This is a genomic window from Kitasatospora cathayae (assembly GCF_027627435.1).
Classification (GTDB): domain Bacteria; phylum Actinomycetota; class Actinomycetes; order Streptomycetales; family Streptomycetaceae; genus Kitasatospora; species Kitasatospora cathayae.
On the sequence record NZ_CP115450.1, the window covers coordinates 1,513,398 to 1,533,698 of the forward strand.

At 74.6% G+C, this 20,301-nt stretch carries 19 protein-coding genes and 1 pseudogene; 16 read left to right on the plus strand and 4 right to left on the minus strand.

The features are described from left to right. The first annotated feature begins 204 nt into the window (after positions 1-204). The 11 genes and pseudogenes from O1G21_RS06865 (at position 205) to O1G21_RS06915 (ending at position 13,696) form a co-directional block, all read left to right on the plus strand. The gene (locus O1G21_RS06865) at positions 205-1,515 is read left to right on the plus strand and encodes a hypothetical protein (RefSeq protein ID WP_270141669.1); all 1,311 of its coding nucleotides are present in this window, start codon (positions 205-207) and stop codon (positions 1,513-1,515) included. 142 nt (positions 1,516-1,657) lie between these two features. Further along, positions 1,658-2,719, plus strand: a complete 1,062-nt coding sequence (locus O1G21_RS06870) for a hypothetical protein (RefSeq protein ID WP_270141671.1) — start codon at positions 1,658-1,660, stop codon at positions 2,717-2,719. A gap of 205 nt (positions 2,720-2,924) precedes the next feature. Further along, positions 2,925-4,538, plus strand: a pseudogene (locus tag O1G21_RS06875) (AMP-binding protein); the annotation flags it as partial. A 54-nt stretch (positions 4,539-4,592) separates the two neighbouring features. Beyond that, entirely contained in the window at positions 4,593-5,045 is a 453-nt protein-coding gene (locus O1G21_RS06880; protein WP_270150802.1) for an acyl-CoA thioesterase, read from the plus strand. Next, positions 5,042-7,423, plus strand: coding sequence for an oxidoreductase (locus O1G21_RS06885; protein ID WP_270141673.1), 2,382 nt, complete (start codon positions 5,042-5,044; stop codon positions 7,421-7,423). Before O1G21_RS06880 ends, O1G21_RS06885 begins: the two co-directional genes overlap by 4 nt. A gap of 2 nt (positions 7,424-7,425) precedes the next feature. Continuing rightward, the gene (locus O1G21_RS06890) at positions 7,426-8,397 is read left to right on the plus strand and encodes a carbon-nitrogen hydrolase family protein (protein WP_270141675.1); all 972 of its coding nucleotides are present in this window, start codon (positions 7,426-7,428) and stop codon (positions 8,395-8,397) included. Further along, entirely contained in the window at positions 8,394-9,515 is a 1,122-nt protein-coding gene (locus O1G21_RS06895) for a cupin domain-containing protein (RefSeq protein ID WP_270141677.1), read from the plus strand. Before O1G21_RS06890 ends, O1G21_RS06895 begins: the two co-directional genes overlap by 4 nt. Before the next feature lie 15 nt (positions 9,516-9,530). Beyond that, complete coding sequence (locus O1G21_RS06900) at positions 9,531-10,424, plus strand: fumarylacetoacetate hydrolase family protein (RefSeq protein ID WP_270141678.1); 894 nt, start codon at positions 9,531-9,533, stop codon at positions 10,422-10,424. A gap of 16 nt (positions 10,425-10,440) precedes the next feature. Further along, positions 10,441-11,193: a maleate cis-trans isomerase family protein gene (locus tag O1G21_RS06905; RefSeq protein ID WP_270141680.1), complete on the plus strand. Its 753-nt coding sequence runs from the start codon at positions 10,441-10,443 to the stop codon at positions 11,191-11,193. Positions 11,194-11,243: 50 nt separating this feature from the next. Further along, positions 11,244-12,086, plus strand: coding sequence for a PaaX family transcriptional regulator (locus O1G21_RS06910; protein ID WP_270141682.1), 843 nt, complete (start codon positions 11,244-11,246; stop codon positions 12,084-12,086). Further along, positions 12,083-13,696, plus strand: coding sequence for an amidohydrolase (locus tag O1G21_RS06915; protein ID WP_270141684.1), 1,614 nt, complete (start codon positions 12,083-12,085; stop codon positions 13,694-13,696). Before O1G21_RS06910 ends, O1G21_RS06915 begins: the two co-directional genes overlap by 4 nt. 33 nt (positions 13,697-13,729) lie before the next feature. Here O1G21_RS06915 and O1G21_RS06920 read toward each other — a convergent pair whose 3' ends face one another. Both O1G21_RS06920 and O1G21_RS06925 read right to left on the minus strand, forming a co-directional pair. Then, the gene (locus O1G21_RS06920; protein WP_270141686.1) at positions 13,730-14,251 is read right to left on the minus strand and encodes a universal stress protein; all 522 of its coding nucleotides are present in this window, start codon (positions 14,249-14,251) and stop codon (positions 13,730-13,732) included. Between the two features lie 132 nt (positions 14,252-14,383). Next, complete coding sequence (locus O1G21_RS06925; protein WP_270141688.1) at positions 14,384-14,977, minus strand: hypothetical protein; 594 nt, start codon at positions 14,975-14,977, stop codon at positions 14,384-14,386. A gap of 65 nt (positions 14,978-15,042) precedes the next feature. Between O1G21_RS06925 and O1G21_RS06930 the strand changes: the two genes are divergently transcribed. The 5 genes from O1G21_RS06930 to O1G21_RS06950 all read left to right on the plus strand — a co-directional run bounded on the left by O1G21_RS06930 (position 15,043) and on the right by O1G21_RS06950 (position 18,801). After that, positions 15,043-15,678, plus strand: a complete 636-nt coding sequence (locus O1G21_RS06930; RefSeq protein WP_270141690.1) for an alpha-ketoglutarate-dependent dioxygenase AlkB — start codon at positions 15,043-15,045, stop codon at positions 15,676-15,678. A gap of 88 nt (positions 15,679-15,766) precedes the next feature. Further along, complete coding sequence (locus O1G21_RS06935) at positions 15,767-16,558, plus strand: VOC family protein (protein ID WP_270141692.1); 792 nt, start codon at positions 15,767-15,769, stop codon at positions 16,556-16,558. A gap of 34 nt (positions 16,559-16,592) precedes the next feature. Then, positions 16,593-17,198 (plus strand): DUF7691 family protein, encoded by a 606-nt coding sequence (locus O1G21_RS06940; protein ID WP_270141694.1) that lies wholly within the window; start codon positions 16,593-16,595, stop codon positions 17,196-17,198. 368 nt (positions 17,199-17,566) lie between these two features. Continuing rightward, complete coding sequence (locus O1G21_RS06945; RefSeq protein WP_270141696.1) at positions 17,567-18,280, plus strand: alpha/beta hydrolase; 714 nt, start codon at positions 17,567-17,569, stop codon at positions 18,278-18,280. A 32-nt stretch (positions 18,281-18,312) separates the two neighbouring features. Continuing rightward, positions 18,313-18,801, plus strand: a complete 489-nt coding sequence (locus tag O1G21_RS06950) for a hypothetical protein (RefSeq protein WP_270141698.1) — start codon at positions 18,313-18,315, stop codon at positions 18,799-18,801. 8 nt (positions 18,802-18,809) lie between these two features. On the opposite strand, the gene O1G21_RS06955 is transcribed toward O1G21_RS06950, so the two are convergent. Together O1G21_RS06955 and O1G21_RS06960 are read right to left on the minus strand one after the other, a co-directional pair. Then, entirely contained in the window at positions 18,810-19,364 is a 555-nt protein-coding gene (locus O1G21_RS06955; protein WP_270141700.1) for a universal stress protein, read from the minus strand. Positions 19,365-19,573: 209 nt separating this feature from the next. Continuing rightward, entirely contained in the window at positions 19,574-20,245 is a 672-nt protein-coding gene (locus O1G21_RS06960; RefSeq protein WP_270141701.1) for a TetR/AcrR family transcriptional regulator, read from the minus strand. Positions 20,246-20,301 lie beyond the last annotated feature (56 nt).

A 20,301-nucleotide genomic window follows, 5' to 3' on the forward strand; every position in this document is an offset into this window, starting at 1 on the left:
TCCTCACGTCCGGAACCGAGGCCCGCGACGCGCGGTCCCGGACGCCGCCGGGCGGCACGCGTTCCGCCTCGCCGCCGGGCGGCGCGCGGTCTACATGTCGACACCCGTGCGCCGAGCCGGCTCGAGGCGCCGGCGGACCCGCGCTCGGGGTCCGTCGCGGAAATTCGGCGGCGGGCCCGGCCGGGCCGCGGGCACAATGCGCGGATGCCGTCGCTGTTGCACGCCGTCGCCCGCAATCCCGCCCTGCCGCCCGAACTGCTCGGACGGCTGATCGCCGATGCCGACGAGGAGCTGGCGGGCGCGCTCGCGGACCGGGTGGACCTCGCCCCGGACCAGGTCCGACAGCTGGCCGAACGGTCCGAGTTCGCCGCCCTCCTGCTCGTCGCCGACGGCCGGCTGACCAGCGGGGACGTCGATCCGCTCGCCCGACCGACGGTGGCGGTCGCCCTGGTGGAGCAGGGGCGCGGAGAGCCGGGCTGGGCGCGCCTGCTGGCGCTGGTTCCGGACCCGTACGTCCGGCAGCGGCTCGCCACCTGCCCGGAGCTGCCGGACGAGGTCGCCGAGCTCCTCGCCGCCGACGAGTCCGACGACGTGGTGGCCGAACTCGCCGTCAACACCACATGGTTGGACCTCTTGGTGCGCCTCGCCGCGCACCCGTCGGCGATGGTGCGGCGCTGGGCCGCGGCGAACGAGGCCATGCCCGCGGAGTCACTGACGGCCCTGCTGGACGATCCGGAGGTGCTGGTCCGCGAGCAGGCGGCGGGCAATCCCACCACTCCGGGGGCGGCCGCCGCCCGGCTGGTGGCCGACCACGCCATGATCCGACAGGCGCTCGCCGCCCATCCCGGGCTGCCCGCCGAGACGTACCAGCGGCTCACCCGGGACGAGATCCCCTGGGTCCGGTCCAACCTCGCCCAGAACCCGGGGATCGACGAACGGCTGATCCGCCACCTGGCCGAGGACGACGGCCACGACGTACGGCGTTCGCTCGCCCAGCACCCGGCCGTCCCGCTCGACGTACTCGCCCGACTCGCCACGACCGTCAAGATCGGCCCGATCCTGCTCCCCCGGATCGCCGGCGCCGATCCCACCGAACTCGCCGAGCTCGCGGCCTCGCCGGAGCCCCGGGTCCGCGCGCTCGTCGCCGCGCGCCGCGACCTGCCGTCGGCCCTCCGTGACCAGCTGGCCGCCGACCCGGTCGCCAAGGTGGTCAAGTCGGTGGCCCCGGACCCGGACCTCAGCACCGCCCAACTCACCGCCGCGCTGGACAGGTTCGGGACGACGGTGGCCGCCGCCGTGGCCGCGAACCCGGGCACCCCCGGCGCGCTGCTCGACCGCATCGCGGCCACCCCGACCGTGCCCGTCAAGGCCCTGCGCGCCGTCGCCGCCCACCCGAACTCCTCCCCCGCCGCCCTCGCCACCTGCCTCGCCTCCCCGGACTCCCGCACCGCTCAGGCGGCTGCGGCCAACCCGGCCCTGCCGCAGGCGGTCATGGTGGAGCTGGCCTCCTCGTGAGGGGAGGAGCCCATGGGGCACCTGGTGTCCGCCGTGTCCGCACCCGGTTGCAGTTGCGTCTCCGTTCGGTCCGGCCGGGGTGCGTCCCGGCCGCCGGTCCGGGAGCCTGATGGCAACGACTCGTACGGCAGGGGGAGTTGCCATGGGGGACGGCCGACAGCTGGTACCAGGCGTGGTGGGCGCGCTGGTACGGCTGGCGCGGGGCGCGGCCGGCGGGGCCGGGCACGCGGTGGCCGAGGCGGTACGGGCCCGGCTGCGGCTGATGCCGGAGGGGGCGCGGGCCGTGGCGGCCATCGAGGCGGGCCCGGACGATCCGCGGGCGCGGGCCGAACTGACCGCCGCCGTCACCCAACTGCTGGCCATCGACCGGGGGTTCGCCCAGTACCTGACCACCACCGAGCTCGGCGGACCGACCGACCCGACGACCGTCCAGCTGCGGGTCGATCCCGGGAAACCGTCCACCGTCCAACTGCGGGTCGATCCCAAGGAGTCGTCCACCGTCCAGCTCCGGCTCGACGAGGCCGCCACCGGCGCCCGGGGCCTGGCCGCCCGGCGCAGCAACACCGCCGTCATCGTCACCCTGGCCCTGGTCCTGATCACCGCGCTGGTCGCGCTCGGCATCCACCTCGGCTCGCGCCCGCTGCTGCACCCCAACGGGCCCGACTTCGCCCACGCCGCGCGGACCATCCGCGACCCCGCGCAGGTGCAGGGCGTGCTGCCGGACGCGGCGGCGATGCCGGACGGCTGGCAGGTGGCGAGCGGGCCGCGGTCCGGGACCGGCAGCGGGCCGGACGCGCCGTGCCTGCTCCCGGACGCCTGTGACCAGCAACTCGCTTACGCCACCGTGACGTTCAGCGCCACTGCGGTCCCGTCCGCGCAGTTCACCGTGGCCACCTTCGCCTCCCCCGAGGCGGCCGGCCGCGCCTTCGGCACCAGGCTCGACCTGGTCGATGCCCGGGGCGACGCGACCGCGGCGACCATCCCGCCGATCGGCGACCAGAGCGCCGCCCGCACCCGCGGCGCGTCGACGGCGGAGCTGGTGGTCCGGGTCGGCTCGACGCTGCTGTCCGTGCACTACGAGGGGCCGGGCGCCGCGATCGCGCTGCCCGGCCTCACCCCGTTCGCCCGGCTGCTCACCGAGCGCGCCCAGCAGGCCGCGGCCGGCTGCACCCCGGACGCCGTCTTCCACGGCACCGCGGCCTGAGCACACCCTCCAGCACCCCCAAGCCCCCCGCGATCGCCCCGCAGGCCCCACCGGGCCGCGGGGCGTACCCGTTCGCCCCGGCGCACCGCACGCCCCAGGCGCACCACAGGCCCCCGTCGCCCGAAAGCATGTATCGCTCTATTGACTGGCGTCACGAGCGCGCCATACTGGCTTCACTCCCGCCCGCACGATGAGGTGCCCGCCCATGGAGCTCTCCCCTTCAGCACATGTGGACACGTTCTGTCGAGACCACCTCCCACCCATCGACCAGTGGCCCGAACTCCTCTTCGAACTACCGGAGTTGGGCTACCCCGACCGCCTGAACTGCGCGGCCGCCCTGCTCGACGACACCATCGCCCGCTTCGGACCCGACCGCCGTTGCCTGCTCACCCCCACCGACCGGTGGAGCTACGGCGAACTGCGCGACCACGCCGACCGGATCGCCCGTCTGCTCACCGAGGAGCTGGGCCTGACCACCGGCAACCGCGTCCTGCTGCGCGGCCCCAACACCCCCTGGCTGGCCGCCTGTTGGCTGGGCGTGCTGAAGGCCGGCGGGGTGGTGGTCACCACGATGCCGCTGCTGCGCGCGGCCGAGCTCACCGAGCTCGTCCGGATCGCCCGCCCCACCCTCGCCCTGTGCGACCACCGCTTCCTCGCCGAGCTCGACCTGGCACACGCCCCCGACCTGCGGATACTCCCCTTCGGCGGCCCCGGCCCGGAGGACCTCACCGCCCGCTGCGCCGCCCAGCGCCCCGGCTTCACCGCGGTGCCGACCGCCGCCGACGACGTCGCACTGATCGCCTTCACCTCCGGCACCACCGGCCGCCCCAAGGCCACCCTGCACTTCCACCGCGACGTGCTGGCCAACGCCGACACCTTCTCCCGCCACCTGCTCCATCCCACCCCCGACGACCTCTTCACCGGCACCCCGCCGCTCGGCTTCACCTTCGGCCTGGGCGGCCTGCTGGTCTTCCCACTGCGGGCCGGCGCCGCCAGCCTGCTGCTGGAGCAGGCCACGCCCGAGCAGCTCGCCGAGCAGGTCCGGCGCCACGGCGTGAGCGTGCTGTTCACCGCGCCGACCGCCTACCGGGCGATCCTGGCCGCCGGGCTGGCCGACCGGCTGCAGGGAGTCCGGCGCTGCGTGTCGGCCGGCGAGCCGCTGCCCGCCGCCGTCTGGGAGGCCTTCCACGCCGCCACCGGCCGGCGGCTGATCGACGGCATCGGCGCCACCGAGCTGCTGCACGTGTTCATCTCGGCCGCCGACGCCGACATCCGCCCCGGCTCCACCGGCCGCCCCGTCCCCGGCTACCGGGCGGCGATACTCGACGGGCACGGCAACCCGGTGCCGGACGGCGAACCCGGGCTGCTCGCGGTCAAGGGCCCGACCGGCTGCCGCTACCTGGACGACGAGCGTCAGCGCGACTACGTCCGCAACGGCTGGAACCTCACCGGCGACACCTACCTCCGCGACCGGGACGGCTACTTCTGGTACCAGGCCCGCAACGACGACATGATCGTCTCGGCCGGCTACAACATCGCCGGCCCCGAGGTGGAACAGGCGCTCGCCGCCCACCCGGCCGTCGCCGACTGCGCCGTGGTGGCCGCGCCGGACGAGCGGCGCGGCACGGTGGTCAAGGCGTACGTGGTGCTGCGCAAGGGCACTTCGGCCGGCGCGGAGACCGTCAAGGAGCTCCAGGAGCACGTCAAGCGCACCATCGCCCCGTACAAGTACCCGCGCGCCGTCGAGTTCGTCGGCGAGCTGCCGCGCACCGCGACCGGCAAGCTGCTCCGCGCCGAACTGCGCAGAAGGGCCGCGGCGAAGCAGGACGTGGAGACACCGAACGTGAAGACACCGGACCTGAGGACACCGGACGTGGAACCGAACGAGCGACAGGACGCGGAGCAGCACCCGCTCCCGGCCGCCATCACCATCGAGCGTCGGGTCGAGTGGTCGGACACCGACGCCGCCGGGCACTACCACTTCTCCGCCGTGCAGCGCTGGGCCGAGGCCGCCGAGGCGGCGTTGCTGCGCCGGCTCGGGCTGGCCGAGCTGTTCGGGCGGATCCCCCGGGTGCACTTCGAGGCGGACTACCGGGAGCGGCTCTGGTTCGGGGACGTGGTCCGCACCGAGCTGCGGGTGGTCCGGGTCGGCGGCTCCTCGCTGCACTACGCCTTCGAGGTGCACGGCCCGACGGGTCTGGCCGCCAGCGGCCGGATGTCGGTGGTGCACGCCGCCCCGCGGGCCAAGGGCACCGAGCCCTGGCCGGCACCGGCCCGCCGGGCGCTCGCGGAGGCCGGTCCGCAGCAGCCGGAGGTGGTCGCATGACCACACCGGCCCCGCGCTCGACCGCCGGCCCGCAGCGGATCGCGGTGATCGGCGCCGGCCCCGGCGGGCTCTACTTCGCCGCCCTGGCCAAGCAGTTGGCCCCCGAGCGGGACATCACCGTGTACGAACGCGACGCCCGGGAGGACGAGTTCGGCTTCGGTGTGGTCTTCTCCGACGAGACCCTGGACGGCATCGCCCAGGCCGACCCGCAGGTCTTCGCCGCGATGAGCGCCGAGTTCGCCCGCTGGAGCGACATCGACGTCCGCTACGCCGGCCAGGTCCGCACCAGCGGAGGCCACGGCTTCGCCGCCCTGGACCGCAACCGCCTGCGCGCCATCCTGCAACAGCGCTGCGCCGAACTGGCGGTGGACGTGCGCTACCGCACGCCGGCCCCGCCGGTCGACCGGCTCGCCGCCGAGTACGATCTGGTGGTCGCCGCCGACGGCATCAACTCGGCCACCCGGGCGGCCCACCCGGAGACCTTCCGCACCGAGCTGGACGAACGGCACTGCCGCTACATCTGGCTGGCCACCGACCGGGTCTTCGAGGCCTTCACCTTCATCGTCGAGGAGTTCGACTTCGGCGCCCTGCAGGTGCACGCCTACCCGTACAGCGCCACCCGGTCGACCTTCATCGTCGAGATCGCCGCCGACGCCTGGCGCCGGGCGGGCTTCGAGGCCCTCGCCGCGGAGGAGTTGGCGCGCGGCGAGAGCGACACCGCGAGCGTGCGGCGCTGCGCGGAGCTGCTCGCCGGGCACCTGGACGGCCACCGGCTGATCCCCAACGCCTCCCGCTGGATCCGCTTCACCACGGTGCGCAACGCCAGTTGGCGCCACCGCAACATCGTCCTGCTGGGCGACGCCGCGCACTCCGCGCACTTCTCGATCGGTTCGGGCACCAAGCTGGCTCTGGAGGACGCCCTCGCCCTGGCCGCCGCGCTGAGCGAACAGCCCACCCTGGATTCGGCGTTGGCCGCCTACGAGGCCGAGCGGCGGCCGGTGGTGGAGTCCACCCAGCGGGCCGCGCAGGCCAGCCTGGAGTGGTTCGAGACGGTCGACCGCCGTACCGGCCTGGGCATCGACCAGTTCGCCTTCAACCTGCTCACCCGCAGCCGCCGGGTCACCTACGGCAATCTGCGCGCCCGCGACCCGAAGTTCACGGCCGCCGTGGACACCGCCGTCGGCGGCTCGCCCGGCGTGCCGCCGATGTTCCGGCCGCTGAAGCTGGGCGCGCTGGAGCTGCGCAACCGGATCGTCGTCCCGCCGCTCGCCACCTTCACCTCCCCCGACGCGCTGCCCAGCGCCTTCGACCGGGCCCAGCTGACCGCCCACGCGCTCGGCGGCGCCGGGCTGGTGATCGCCGGGATGACCGCCGTCGGCCCCGAGGGCCGGGCCACCGACCACTGCCCCGGACTGTGGAGCGACCACCAGGAAGCCGCCTGGAAGGAACTCCTGGACGCGGTGCGAGCGGTGAGCGACACCCCGGTCGGCATCCAGCTCACCCACGCCGGCCGCCGGGGCGCCACGGCCGCGCCCGGACCGGACGGCATCGGCCGCCCGCTCGCCGAGGGCTGGCCGCTGCTCGCCCCCTCACCGCTGCCCTGGGGCCCCGGCAGCCCGACCCCGCGCGAAGCCAACGAAGTCCAACTGGCGGCCGTCGCCGCCGACTTCGCCGCCTCCGCCGAACGCGCCGCCCGCGCCGGGTTCGACGTGCTGGAGCTGCAGTTCGGCCACGGACACCTGATCTCCTCCTTCCTGTCCCCGCTCACCAACCGCCGCACCGACCATTACGGTGGCCCGCTCGCCCGCCGACTGCTGTTCCCGCTGGAGGTGCTGGCCGCCGTGCGCGCCGTCTGGCCCGCCGGGCGGCCGCTGGTGGTCCGGATCTCGGCCGCCGACTGGGCGCCCGGCGGCACCACCGAGACCGCGGCGGTGGCGATCTGCCAAGCCCTCGCCGAGGCCGGGGCGGACGCGGTGGACGTCTCCACCGGCGAGGTGGTGGCGCACCAGCGGCCGCCGTACGGGCGCGGCTACCAGACGCCCTTCGCCGAGCTGATCCGCGCCTCCACCGGCCTGCCGACCATCGCGGTCGGCGCGATCTCCGGCCACGACGACGCCAACTCCGTCCTGTTGGCCGGCCGCGCCGACCTGGTCGCGATCGGCCGGGCCCAGCTGCACGACCCGTTCTGGACCCTGCACGCCGCGGCCGACCAGGACTACACCGGCCCGGGCGCCCGCTGGCCCGAACCCTGGCTGGCCGGCCGCCGCAAGCCGCCGGGCCCCGGCGCCGACCGGGTCGCCCCGCGCCTGCGACTGCTGCGCGAGCCCGCCCCGCCCGTCCACCGCCGCTGGCGGCCGACCACCGCGCCGAAGGAGTGACGATGCCGGACCTGCCCCGCTTCACCGCCGCCGCCGTGCAGGCCGCCCCGGTCTACCTGGACCCGGCCGCCACCGTGGACAAGGCCGTCGCGCTGATCCAGGAGGCGGCCGGGCACGGCGCCGAACTGGTGGTCTTCCCCGAGGTGTTCGTGCCCGGCTACCCCTACTGGAACTGGACGATGACCCCGGTGCAGGGCTCGCCCTGGTACGAGCGGCTGTACCGCGCCGCCGTGGACGTCCCCGGCCCGTACGTCGACACCCTGCGCGCCGCCGCCCGGCAGGCCGGGGTGGTGCTGGTGATCGGCGTCAACGAGCGCGGCCGGCACAGCCTCGGGGTGCTCCACAACACCCTGCTGATCATCGGCTCTGACGGGGAACTCCTAGGCGTTCACCGCAAGTTGGTGCCGACCTGGGCGGAGAAGCTGACCTGGACCCAGGGCGACGGCAGCTCGCTGCGGGTGCACCGCACGGCCGTCGGACCGCTCGGCGCGCTCGCCTGCGGGGAGAACACCAACACCCTGGCCCGCTTCACCCTGCTGGCGCAGGGCGAACTCGTCCACGCCGCGAGCTACATCGCCCTGCCGGTGGCCCCCGAGGACTACGACATGGCGGAGGCGATCGCGCTGCGCGCCGCGGCCCACTGCTTCGAGGGCAAGCTGTTCACCGTGGTCTCCTGCTCCACCATCTCACCGGAGATGGTGGACCTGATCGCCGGCGAGGACCAGCAGGTCCGCAAGCAGCTCGCCCGCCCGCGCAACGCGCTGTCCGGGATCTTCGGCCCGGACGGCCGGGCGGTCACCGAACCGCTGGTGGACGAGGAGGGCATCGTCTACGCCGAGATCGACCTCGGCCGGTGCATCCAGCCCAAGCAGATGCACGACATCGTCGGCCACTACAACCGCTTCGACGTCTTCCGGCTGCACGTGGACAACCGTCCGCTGCGGCCCCTGGTGCTCCCGGAGGAGGAGGCATGACCAGCGAGAACGGCTACGACGACGACCGGATCGGCCGGGCCCGCGTCCACGACAGCCCCGAACTACTCGCCTACTACGGGGAGTTGGCCAAGCACGAGGCCGGCGCGCTGTGGACGGTGGCGAACGAGATCGAGCCCTGGTACCCGCAGCCGAAGTCCGTCCCGGTGCTGTGGCGCTACGCCGACCTGCGCCCGCTGGTCCGCAAGGCCCTCCCGCTGGTGAAGGCCGACGACGCCGGCCGCCGGGTGGTGATGCTGGTCAACCCCGGCCGCCGCGAACTCAGCGCCGCCGTCGGCCTGTTGTACACCGGCCTGCAGATCATGGGCCCCGGCGAGGCGATGACCGCCCACCGCCACCAGGCCTCCGCGCTGCGCTTCGTCCACGAGGGCACCGGCGCCTGGACGGTCGTGGACGGGCAGAAGCTCAAGGTCGGCCCGCGCGACTTCGCGATCACCCCCAACAACACCTGGCACGAGCACGGCAACGAGGCCGAGGACAACCCGGTGATCTGGCAGGACGGCCTGGACATCCCGCTGGTCAACACCCTCGACGCCAACTTCTACGAGGTCCACCCCGAGCTCCACCAGCGGCCCGGAACGGTGGCGAACTCCTCGCTGCTCAGCTACGGCGGCAACCTGCTCCCGTACGGCGTCGAGAAGTGGACCCGCCCGTACTCGCCGCTGCTCGGCTGGCCCTGGGAGCCCAGCTACCACGCGCTGTGCCGACTCGCCCGCGCCACCGAGGGATCCCCGTACGACGGCGTGATCATGGAGTACACCAACCCGGTCACCGGCGGCCCGGTGATGCCCACCATGGCCGCCCACCTGCAGCTGCTGCGCCCCGGCCAGGCCACCCTGGCCCACCGGCACACCGGCTCGGTGGTCTACACGGCGGCCAAGGGGCGCGGGGTCTCGGTGATCGCCGGGCAGCGCTTCGAGTGGCAGCAGGGCGACATCTTCGTCGTCCCCTCCTGGGCCTGGCACGAGCACGCGAACCTCGACCAGGGCGAGGACGCCTGTCTGTTCTCCTTCAACGACTTCCCGGTGATGCACTCGCTCGGCCTCTACCGCGAGGAGTCCTACCCGGACCACCACGGGCACCAGCCCACCACCCCGTAACAGGAGTCCAGAGAGATGCACCTGCTCACCTACTGCGCCGACGGCGACGACAGCCCCCGGCTGGGCGCCCGGATCGGCGCCGACCGGGTCGCCGACCTGACCGCCCTCGCCTCCGCCGCCGGAGTCCGACTCCCCGGCAGCCTGCTGGAGTTGATCCGGGCCGGGGAGCCCGCCCTGGCCACCGCCCGGGAACTGCTCGGCGGGGCGCCGGACACCCGCCCGCTCGCCGAGGTGTCGCTGCGCGCCCCGCTGCGCCCCGGCAAGGTGGTCGGCGTCGGCCTCAACTACCTGGAGCACGTGGACGAGTCGCACCGCAGCCTGGACACCGAGCGCGAACTCCCGGACCGCCCGGTGCTGTTCGGCAAGCCGACCACCGCCGTCACCGGCCCCGGTCAGCCGATCCTGCACAACGCCGACCTCACCAAGCAGCTCGACTGGGAGTGCGAACTCGCCGTGGTGATCGGCGAACCCGCCCACCGGGTGAGCGAACAGGACGCCCTGCGGCACGTGTTCGGCTACAGCATCGTCAACGACATCAGCGCCCGCGACCAGCGCCGCTCCGGCCAGTGGTTCTTCTCCAAGGGCCAGGACAGCTACGCGCCGTTCGGCCCGGTCGTGGTCACCGCCGACGAGATCCCCGATCCGCAGCGGCTCGACCTCTCGCTGCGGGTCAACGGCGAGCTGCGGCAGAACTCCAACACCCGGCACATGCTGTTCGGCATCGCCCGGCTGATCGCCGACATCTCGGCCGGCATGACCCTGGAGGCCGGGGACGTGATCGCCACCGGCTCCCCCTCGGGGGTGGGCGCCGGAATGGTCCCGCCGCAGTTCCTGCAGCCCGGCGACCTGGTCGAGGCCACCATCGAGCGGATCGGCACACTCGCCAACCCCGTGATCGACGCCCGCTGAGAGGAGACCGGCGCAGATGACCACGTACCGGATCGGCCAGATCGTCCCGAGCTCCAACGTCACCATGGAGACCGAGGTCCCCGCCCTGCTGCGGGCCCGCGAGGCGGTCGCCCCCGAACGGTTCACCTTCCACTCCAGCCGGATGCGGATGACCAGGGTCACCCCCGAGCAACTGCGCGCCATGGACGCCGAGTCCGACCGCTGCGCCACCGAGCTCTCGGACGCCCGGGTCGACGTGATCGGCTACGCCTGCCTGGTCGCGGTGATGGCCACCGGCCCCGGCTACCACCGCGAGGCCGAACAGCGGCTGCACCGCCGTACGGTCGAGAACGGCGCGCCCGCGCCCGTGGTCACCAGCGCGGGTGCCCTGGTCGCCGGCCTGCGCACGCTCGGCGCCAGGAAGGTCGCGATGGTCACCCCGTACCTGCGCCCGCTGGCCCGGACGGTGGTCGACTACCTCGGCCAGGAGGGCATCGAGGTGCTCGACCACGCCGCCCTGGAGATCGCCGACAACCTGGACGTGGCCGCCCACGACCCGGCCCGGCTGCCCGCGATCGCCAAGGGTCTCGCCCACGCCGCGGCCGACGCCGTGGTGCTCTCCGCCTGCGTGCAGATGCCCTCGCTGTCGGCCGTCGAGGAGGCCGAGCAGCAGCTCGGCAAGCCGGTGGTCTCGGCCGCGATCTGCACCACCCACCAGCTGCTGCGGGCGCTCGGCCTGCCCGCCGTCGCCCCCGGCGCCGGGCACCTGCTCTCCGGCGCCTACGCGTAGATCCACCCCCGCTATGATCACCACCAGCCGTCGGGGAGGAGGGCCCGCACATGCCGGAGAGCACGACCCGGCCCAGCTCCCTGATCCACACCGTCTACGGCGAGTTCGTCCGCCGCCTCGGCGGCTGGATATCGATCGCCGACCTGATCGCGCTGATGGCCGAGCTGGACGTCGACGGCCCCGCCGTCCGCTCGGCGATCTCCCGGCTGAAGAAGGCCGGCACCCTGCTCCAGGAGCGCCGCGCGGGCACCGGCTACCGGCTGTCCCCCGCGATGGGCCCGGTGTTCGACGAGGGCGACCGGCGGATCTTCCACAGTCTGGAGCCCGCCGAGCTCGCCGACGGCTGGGTGCTGGCGGTCTTCTCCGTGCCCGAGTCCGAACGCGCCCACCGCCACCAGCTGCGCTCCCGGCTCAGCTGGCTCGGCTTCGGCAACGCCGCCCCCGGCGTCTGGCTGGCCCCCGCCCGGCTGCTGCCGGACGCCCGCCGACTGCTGGAGCGCCTGGGCCTGAGCGCCTACGTCCACCTGTTCCTCTCCGCCGAATACGCCGGCTTCGCCGAGCTCCGTACGGCGGTGGCCAGTTGGTGGGACCTCCCGGCGATCGAGGCGCAGTACGCGGCCTTCACCGACGCCTGGCGTCCGGTCGCCGAGGAGTTGCGCGGGCGGGACCGGATCGACCCGGTCGAGGCCTTCCGGGACTACGTGCCGATGCTCACCCAGTGGCGCCGACTGCCCTACCTCGACCCCGGGCTGCCCGAACCGCTGCTGCCCGCCGACTGGAACGCCGTCCCGGCCCGCGCCGTGTTCACCGAGGTGCACGCACGGCTCGCCGGACCGAGCCTGCGGTACGTCGAGCAGGTCACCGGACTGTCCCACCCCCAGGAGCTGCCATGACCGCCCCAGCCGACCTGCTGATCCGCGCCGCCGCCGTGCACACCCTCGCCCCGGGCGAGCCACCGCAACGGGCGATCGCCGTCACCGGCGGTCGGATCACCGCCCTCGCCGCCGAGCCCGACGGCCTGGACGCCCTGGTCGGGCCGGGCACCGAGGTGGTGGACGCCCCGACGGCGACCGTGCTGCCCGCCTTCGACGACACCCACACCCATCTGATCCTGGCCGGGCACAGCGTCCACGGCGTCCCGGTGCACCGGGCCCGGGACCTCGCCGGGTTCCTGGAGCTCATCCGCGAGCGCGCCGCCCGCACCCCCGCCGGGGAGTGGATCCTCACCACGGTCAACTGGCAGGAGGTGCTGCTCGCCGAGCAGCGGATGCCGACCACCGAGGAGCTGGACGGCGCCAGCGCCGACCACCCGGTGCTGGTGCGCCGCGGCGCGTACAACATGGTGCTCAACTCGGCCGCGCTGCGGCTGGCCGGGATCGACGAGTCCACCGAGTCGCCCTCCGGCGGGGTGATCGAGCGCGACGAGCGGGGGCGGCTGACCGGCCGGCTGATCAACCGGGCGACCGAGCTGGTCGAGCGGGTGCTGCCGCGCCCGACCCTCGCCGAGCGGATCGAGGGCCTGCGCGCGGCCTGCGCCGACTACGCCGCCACCGGGATCGGCACCGTACGCGACTGCCTCGTCCCGGTCGAGGACCTCGACGTGCTGGACGCGGCCCGGGCCGAGAGCGCGCTCGCCGTCCGGGTCCGGGCGCTGGTCTCCGGCTTCGCGGCGCGCACGCCCGAGCAGGTGGACGCCCTGCTGGACCGGATGGACGGATGGCGGGCGGACGGCCGGGACGACGCGCAACTGCGGCTGTGGGGCGTCAAGTTCGGCATCGACGGCGGCTTCGAGGCGGGCGCGCTGGAGGAGCCGTACCAGGGGCAGCCGTGCTACCACGGGCGGCTGCTCTGGGAGCCGGAGGAACTGCTCGCGGCGGTGGACCGGGTGGTCGAGCGCGGCTGGCGGGTGGGCGTGCACGCCTGGGGCGACCGCGGGCTGCGCGTGCTGCTGGACGTCTTCGAGCAGGTGCTGAAGGGCCGGCCCGGCCTGCCGCCGGGAACGCTCGTGGTCGAGCACGGCGGACTGGCCCGGGCCGACCAGCGGGCCCGGGCGATCGCGCTCGGCATCCCGGTGACGGTGCAGCACCCGCTGCTGCACGACGGCGCGCTCACCCAGCAGCGAGCCTGGGGCGAGGAGCGCACCGCCGCGCTGTTCCCGCTGCGCGAGTGGCTGGACGAGGGCGCGCAGCTCTCGGCCGGCTCGGACTTCCCGGTCGGTCCGTACGGCGCCATGGTGTCGGTGTGGGGCATGACGACCCGCGGCACCACGGCCGGGGTGGTCGGCGCCGAGCACGCGATCGGGCGGGCCGAGGCGGTCGCGCTGCACACCGTCGCCGCCGCCCGGCTGACCGGCGAGAGCGCCGAGCGCGGCAGCCTGCGCCCTGGTGCGCTCGCCGACCTCACGCTGTGGCCGGTCGACCCGCTGAGCTGCTCGGTGGACGAGTTGCGGGAGCTGCGGCCGGTCCGGACGGTGGTCGGCGGCCGTACCGTGCACCTGAGCTGACGGACCGTCCAATATACGACAGTTGACCGACCGTCAGGCGGCGATGAGTTCCCGCAGGTCGATGCCGTCGCGGTGCAGGGCGCGCAGGTCCTCGTGCAGGTCGGACGGCGGGACGACCAGCACGCCGCCGCGGGCGTGGTCGAGGCAGTAGCGGGCGACCGAGCCGCGCAGCAGTCGGCGCAGCCGTCCGCGCATCGAGCCGTGCCGGCCGGCGCTGATCACCAGCAGGTCACCGGGCCGGTCGGCCATGGCGGTCAGCACCGGCCCGGCCTCGCCGCGCATGACCAGGGGCTGGACCGGCAGGCCGATCGGCAGGCCGCCGAAGGCCTGTCCGAGCGCGCTCTCCAGCCGGGCCTCGGCGGCGTCCCGCCAGGCGCGGAGCAGCGGCGGGCAGGGGCGGGCGCGGTAGTTGCGCTCGCCGCCGACCGGGGTCCAGGCGAGCACCGGGACCAGCACGGCCCGCCGGGCCCGGGCCTCCTCCGCCGCCCGGTGCAGGGCGGTGAGGCTGTGCAGTGAGCCGCTTACTCCGACGATGACGCGCGCGTCGCCCGACATGATCCTTCGCTTTCCGATGCCAAACCGATTCAGTGTCTGTGATTATGTTGCCACGAGCGCGACAGGGCCTGCAAATCAAAGGCATTCACTGAATATCGCCTTGAATCAGTCGGCAGCTGCGATGACCGGCCCTCAGCCCCCCGGCCCCCGGGGCGCGACCTCCTGGAGCAGCCCCCAGGTGAAGTCGGCCGTCCAGGAACGCACCACCCCGTCCGCGTCCGACGCCTCGAAGTCCAGCCGGAACCGGGTCGGCGCACTCCCCTCCCGCGCCACGGCCCCCGGGAAGGCCGCCCCCACATCGCCCACCACACAGCTCCACGGCACCAGGTCGGCCACGGTGCACAGCGCGGGCGGCGGGGCGTCGCCCGCCCGGACCAGCCACTCGTTCAGCACCGGCGCACCGATCTCCGCCGGGCCGAGCAGCACCTCGAAGCGCAGTCCGGGCCAGAGCGGCAGCACCCACTGCCGCGCGGTGCACGCGAGGTCCCCGATCCGGCGCGGCAGGCTCTCCCCCGCCGGCCCGAGCACGGCGGCGTACCGGGCGGCACCGCGCGGGAACCGGGGCGCCCGGACCATCGCCTGCCAGCGCTTGTTCGCCTCCCGCATTTCGGCACGGGTGGCGCCGAGCCGCCGCACCGTCTCCTCGACCAGCTCGGGGTGGTAGTCGGCCATCCGGCGCAGCAGGAAGAGCTGGAACTCGGTGACCCCGAACCCGTTGATCGCCATACCGGCAGGCTAGTCCCCGCACCCATGTTCGAGCGCCTGTTCGATTCACGGCGTAGGCTGAACCCATGCACGGCACCGTCCACCTCCAGCCCTCGCTGTTCGAAGAAGCCGCCGACCTCCGGCTCGGCCCGCTCGACGGCATGCAGCGCCTGGTGCTCGGCGACGGTGCCTGGCTGGACGTGCTGCCCGGCTGGCTGCGCGGGGCGGACCAGCTGTTCGAACAGCTGGCCGCGACCGTGCCCTGGCGGGCCGAGCGGCGCGAGATGTACGAGCGGACGGTCGACGTCCCCCGGCTGCTCGCCTCCTACGCCGCGGACGACGAGCCGCCGCACCCCGTCCTCGGCGAGGCCCGGACGACGCTGAGCCGCCACTACGCGCCCGAGCTGGGCGAACCCTTCCGCACCCTCGGGCTCTGCTACTACCGGGACGGCCGGGACAGCGTGGCCTGGCACGGCGACCGGATCGGGCGCGGCGCCCGCGAGGACACCATGGTGGCGATCCTCTCCGTCGGCGAGCCGCGCGTCCTCGCCCTGCGGCCGCGCTCCGGCGGGGCGGCGGTCGTCCGCCGACCGCTCGGCCACGGGGACCTCGTGGTGATGGGCGGCTCCTGCCAGCGCACCTGGGAGCACGCGGTCCCGAAGACCGCCCGCCCGGTCGGCCCGCGGATCAGCATCCAGTTCCGTCCCCGCGGGGTCGCCTGAACCGTCCGTTCACCCGCCCACCCGTCTTGCCACCCACCCGTCGGGAGCCCAGGCTGACGGGTGGGGGTCGAGGGCCCAGGAGGGCGGCATGCCGAAGGCGGTGAAGTACCACGAGGGCGTCCCGTGCTGGATCGTCCTGACCACCCCGGACCTCGCCCGCGCGGAGCGCTTCTACGGCGCGCTGTTCGGCTGGGAGTTCGTCCCGACCGGCCCCGCCGAAGCGGTCGCCACCCGGTACGGCGCACAGGTCGCGGCGATCACGTCCGGGCCACCGGGCGCCGCGATCACCGCCGCCCAGCAGACGACCCCGCAGCCCGCCGCCTGGACCACCTGCCTCGCCTCCCGCGACCTGAACCGCACCGCCGCCGCCGTCCGGGCCGCCGGCGGCCGGATCGTCCGCGAGCCGTACCAGGTGCCCGACCAGGGCCGGGCCGCGCTCGCCGTCGACCCGCTCGGCGCGCCCTTCGGCCTCTGGCAGGGCGGCGACGTCGACGGCGCCGGACTGGTGAACGAGCCCGGCACCCTCACCTGGAACGAGCACCTCTCCCCAGACCCGGACGCCGCCCGCGCCTTCTACCGCCAGGTCTTCGAGTACGGCTACGACCGCCCGAGGGCGGGCCACACCCTCGCCCGGGTGGCCGGCCTACCCGCCTGCAGCATCGGCCCCGCCGACCCGCCCGGCGCCACCCCCGGCTGGCGCACCCACTTCGGAACGGCCGACACCGACCGCGCCACCGCCGACCTGCGCGCCCTCGGCGGCACCGTCCGCACCGGCCCCGGACCGACCCCCTTCGGCCGCGTGGCGCTGGTCCGGGACGACGCCGGAGCCGAGTTCGTCCTGGTCGCCGTCCCACCCGAGGAGTCGGCGGAGGCCGCCTGAGCCGACTGTCCGTCACGGCCGCTACGGTGACCCCATGAGTTCCTTCCTGACCACCTACCTGACCTGTGTCGAGGACAAGCACACCCTGGCCGGCTGCGCCGACGAGTCCGTACTCGACGAGCTCCTCAGGTACTTCGGCGCCAACCTGGACCGCGCCGACCGGGAGTTCGCCGACCAGATCGCGGACGGCGCCCCCACCGCCCGCGAGGCGCTGCGCGCGGTGGTGTACGGCGGGCCGTTCGACGAGCAGCACGCCTTCCAGTACGGCTACGCGTACGAGCGCCTGTGCAGGACGGACGCGACCGCCCTGGACAACCGCTCCTTCGGTCCCTTCCGCGGCCTGTGGCTGGACGAGGTCGACAAGGGCCTGCGCGCGTACGGCGTCACCGCCGTCTCGGTCTCGGACTTCCAGTACGGCAGCGGCTTCCCCACCGCCCTTCCCTACTGCGCCGAACTGTCCTGCGGCGAGTGGTCGCCCGAGCAGTGCGCGGAGGCGCTCCGGCAGTTCGAGCTCGCCGAACACGAGGTCCGTGCACCCGAGTTGGTCCGCGAGGTGGCCGAGGCCGTCGACGAGGTCGCCGGATGGCTGCGCGCGGCGCGGGAGTTCGAGGACTACGGGATCATCGGCTTCGTCTCCTGAACGGCCTCCGGCCCCCGAGCCGCCCCCGGCCGGCTGCAGCTCCCGGATGACCGCCGCCCGGGTCCGTGCCCTCGGTGCGGTGGTCGCCCGGGTCGGCCTGCGGATCTCCCGCGAACTCGGCTCCGACCGCCAGCCGTCCTGACGCCGCCCGTCACCGGCCCGGAAAGGCGAACGGGGCCCGGCACCCGTGAAGGCGCCGGACCCCGTCCGACCGTGGAGCGCCAGGCCCGGATCGCACGGACTCTTCCCACTGAAAGTGGGACGTGCTCTGGTAGCACCGCTGACGCCTGACGAGAGATCATCTCCCCCGCGACAGGAAGTACAGTACCAGCTCCGTGATCACCCACCGAATCGGAGGCGAACCCGGCATGACGAGCACCCGACCGGAGGCCGTTCCGTACGCGGACGGACGGCTGCTGGACGTCCACCGACCGAGCGCCGCCACCCCCGGGCCCGCCCCGGTCGTGCTGCTCTGGCACGGCTCCGGCCCCGACGAGCGCGACGTGCTGCACACGCTCGCCCAGGAGGCCGCCGGGCTGGGCCTGTTGGTGCTCGTCCCGGACTGGCGCCCCGACCGGGAGGACGGCGGCCGCGCCGACCTGCTCGCCTCGCTCGCCTTCGCCCGCCGCAACGCCGCCGCGTACGGCGGGGATCCGGCGCGCTTCGTGCTGGCCGGCTGGTCGCTCGGCGGCCGGGAGGCCATCGCGGTGGCCACCCACCCGGACACCCCGGCCGAGCTGCGCCCCACCGCCGCCGTCGGCATCGCCTCCGCCTACGGCCGCCCGGCCGCCACCACCGGCGACAGCCCGCTCGACCACCTCGCCAAGGGCCCGTCCCCGGTCCCGATCCGACTGGTGCTGGGCACGGCGGACGAGGTGGTGCCCGCGGAGCTCACCCACCGACTGCTCGCCGTGGTGCCGACCGCCGAGCTGCTCGAACTCCCCACCGATCACGCCGGCGTGGTGATGACCACCTACAGTCCCGAGGCCCGCCGCTGCCTGCCCGCCACCGACCCCGCCACCCTGGCCGCCGGTCGCCGGACCGCCGCCCTCCTGGCCCGGACGGCCGGGATCCTGCCGTAGGAGTGTCACAGCCCACTGGCACCATCGCCGTCATGGACGAGGACGCTTTGATCGAACGGGTCCGGCAGTACGTCGGCCCAGCCGTGCCACCACCGGTCACCGCCGGACAACTCGCCGCCGCCGAGGCCGCGATCGGCTACCGGCTGCCCCCGCTGTTCGCCCGGCTCTACCGCGAGGTGGGCGACGGCGGGTACGGCCCGGACCGCCACCTCTTCTGGCCGCTGCACCGGATCGTGGCGGGCGGCCCGGGCTGGCCGTACGGCGTGCTGGAGTTCCTGGACTGGGGTTGCGGGATGGCCGGCGCCCTCGACTGTCTGGATCCGGACGCGCCCGTCCTGCTGGTCGACTCCAACGACGAGACGGATCCGCTGCGGGCCGATTCCCCCTCACTCGCCCGCTGGTTGACCGCCTGGCTGGACGGACGCGCCTGGTGGGAGGAGGAGGTCATGCTGGCGGGCGAGGGTGAGATGCTCCCGCCCTGGCCCGCTGCCGCCGCCCGCATCGCGCGCCAACGGCCTTGAACGGAGGGTCAGTTACCGGCGACCAGCGCGCGGAGCCCGTAGCCGCGCCGCAGCGCCTCGAGGTCCCGTTGCAGCGGCGGGCGCGGCACGGTGAGCACCGGACAGGTCGCGTGCCGGACGCAGTGGGCGGTGATCGACGGCCGGATCAGCCGGGAGAGGCGGCCCCGCTCCCGGCCCGCGCCGAGCACCAGGACGTCGCCCGGCCGGTCCGCGCAGCGCAGCAGGGTGTGGCCGGTCTCCCCGCGCACGGCCTGGCCGCGCAGCCGAACTCCCGTGTGGCGCCCGGCGAATGCCTGGTCCAGCGCCTGCCGCAGCCGGGTGACGGCGGCGTCGCGGCAGACGTCGACCACCGGCGGGGAGACCGTGCGGCGCCCCCCGGACTCCTCCCCCGGCGGGGTCCAGCACAGCACCGCGAGCACCTCGGCGTCCGTCCGCCGGGCCTCGGCGACCGCGTGGTGCAGGGCGGCGAGGCTGCCGAGCGAGCCGCTGACACCGACCACGATCCGGCCCTCGCCCGCGCCCTTGTCGGCGCCCGCGCCCGGGTAAGCGCCCGTATCCGCCATGGCCCGCCCTGCCTCTCCGTCCACGCCTCCGAAGTCCGCGGCGCCGAAGCCGCGCCGCCGAAGCCTGCGGGACCGCAGTCCGCCGCACCGCACCGACCCGCGCCGTGCCCCCAGCAAAGCGGCGCGGCACCCGCACCGCCCCGCCCGTTGACGCGGTCCTGACGCGCCTCCCGGTGTCCCGTACGCGACCCTGATGCGCCCGAGCCGGCTCAGGCCTCCGGCGCCTGCGCCTCCCACAGGTCGGCGAACATCCGGTCCAGGTGCTCCTCGCCGATCGGCGGCACCGGCAGCGGATGGGTGGCCCGGGTGCGGAAGCCGTCGAGCAGCAGAGCGAGGTAGCGGCGCCAGAGGTCGGGGCGCAACTCGGTGGCGGCGGGCAGGGCGCGGCAGAGCGGGCCGAGCAGGAAGAGCAGGTCCATGGTGACCACGTCGCGCCGCATCGTGCCCTGTTCCTGGGCGCGGGCGATGAGGGCGCCGACGGTGGTGGCGTGCCCGCGGCTGATCTCGAGCATGCCGGGGATGGTCGGGATGGCCTGGGTGACCAGGTCGTTGATGCCCCGGTCGGCGGCGACGAGTTCGAAGATCCGCTCGAAGTAGCGTTCCAGGCCGGTCCAGGCGTCCTCGGCGGCGAGCGCCTCCCGTCCGGCCTCGGCCAGACCGGCTCCGGCGTCCGCGAAGACCTCGGCGATCAGCGCCTCGCGGGTCGGGAAGTGCCGGTAGAGGGTGGCGTTGCCGACGCCGGCCTCCTTGGCGATCTGGTCCAGCGGGACGTCGAGGCCGTGCCGGGAGAACATCTCGCGGGCCGCGGCGACCAGCAGATCGCGGTTGCGCTGCGCGTCGCGCCGGAGGCGTCCCGGGGGGTTCGCGCTGCTCTGTGCCATGCGCAGACCCTAGCAACCCGCGTGGCCCCGGCGGGCGTCGCCGCCGGGGCCACGGT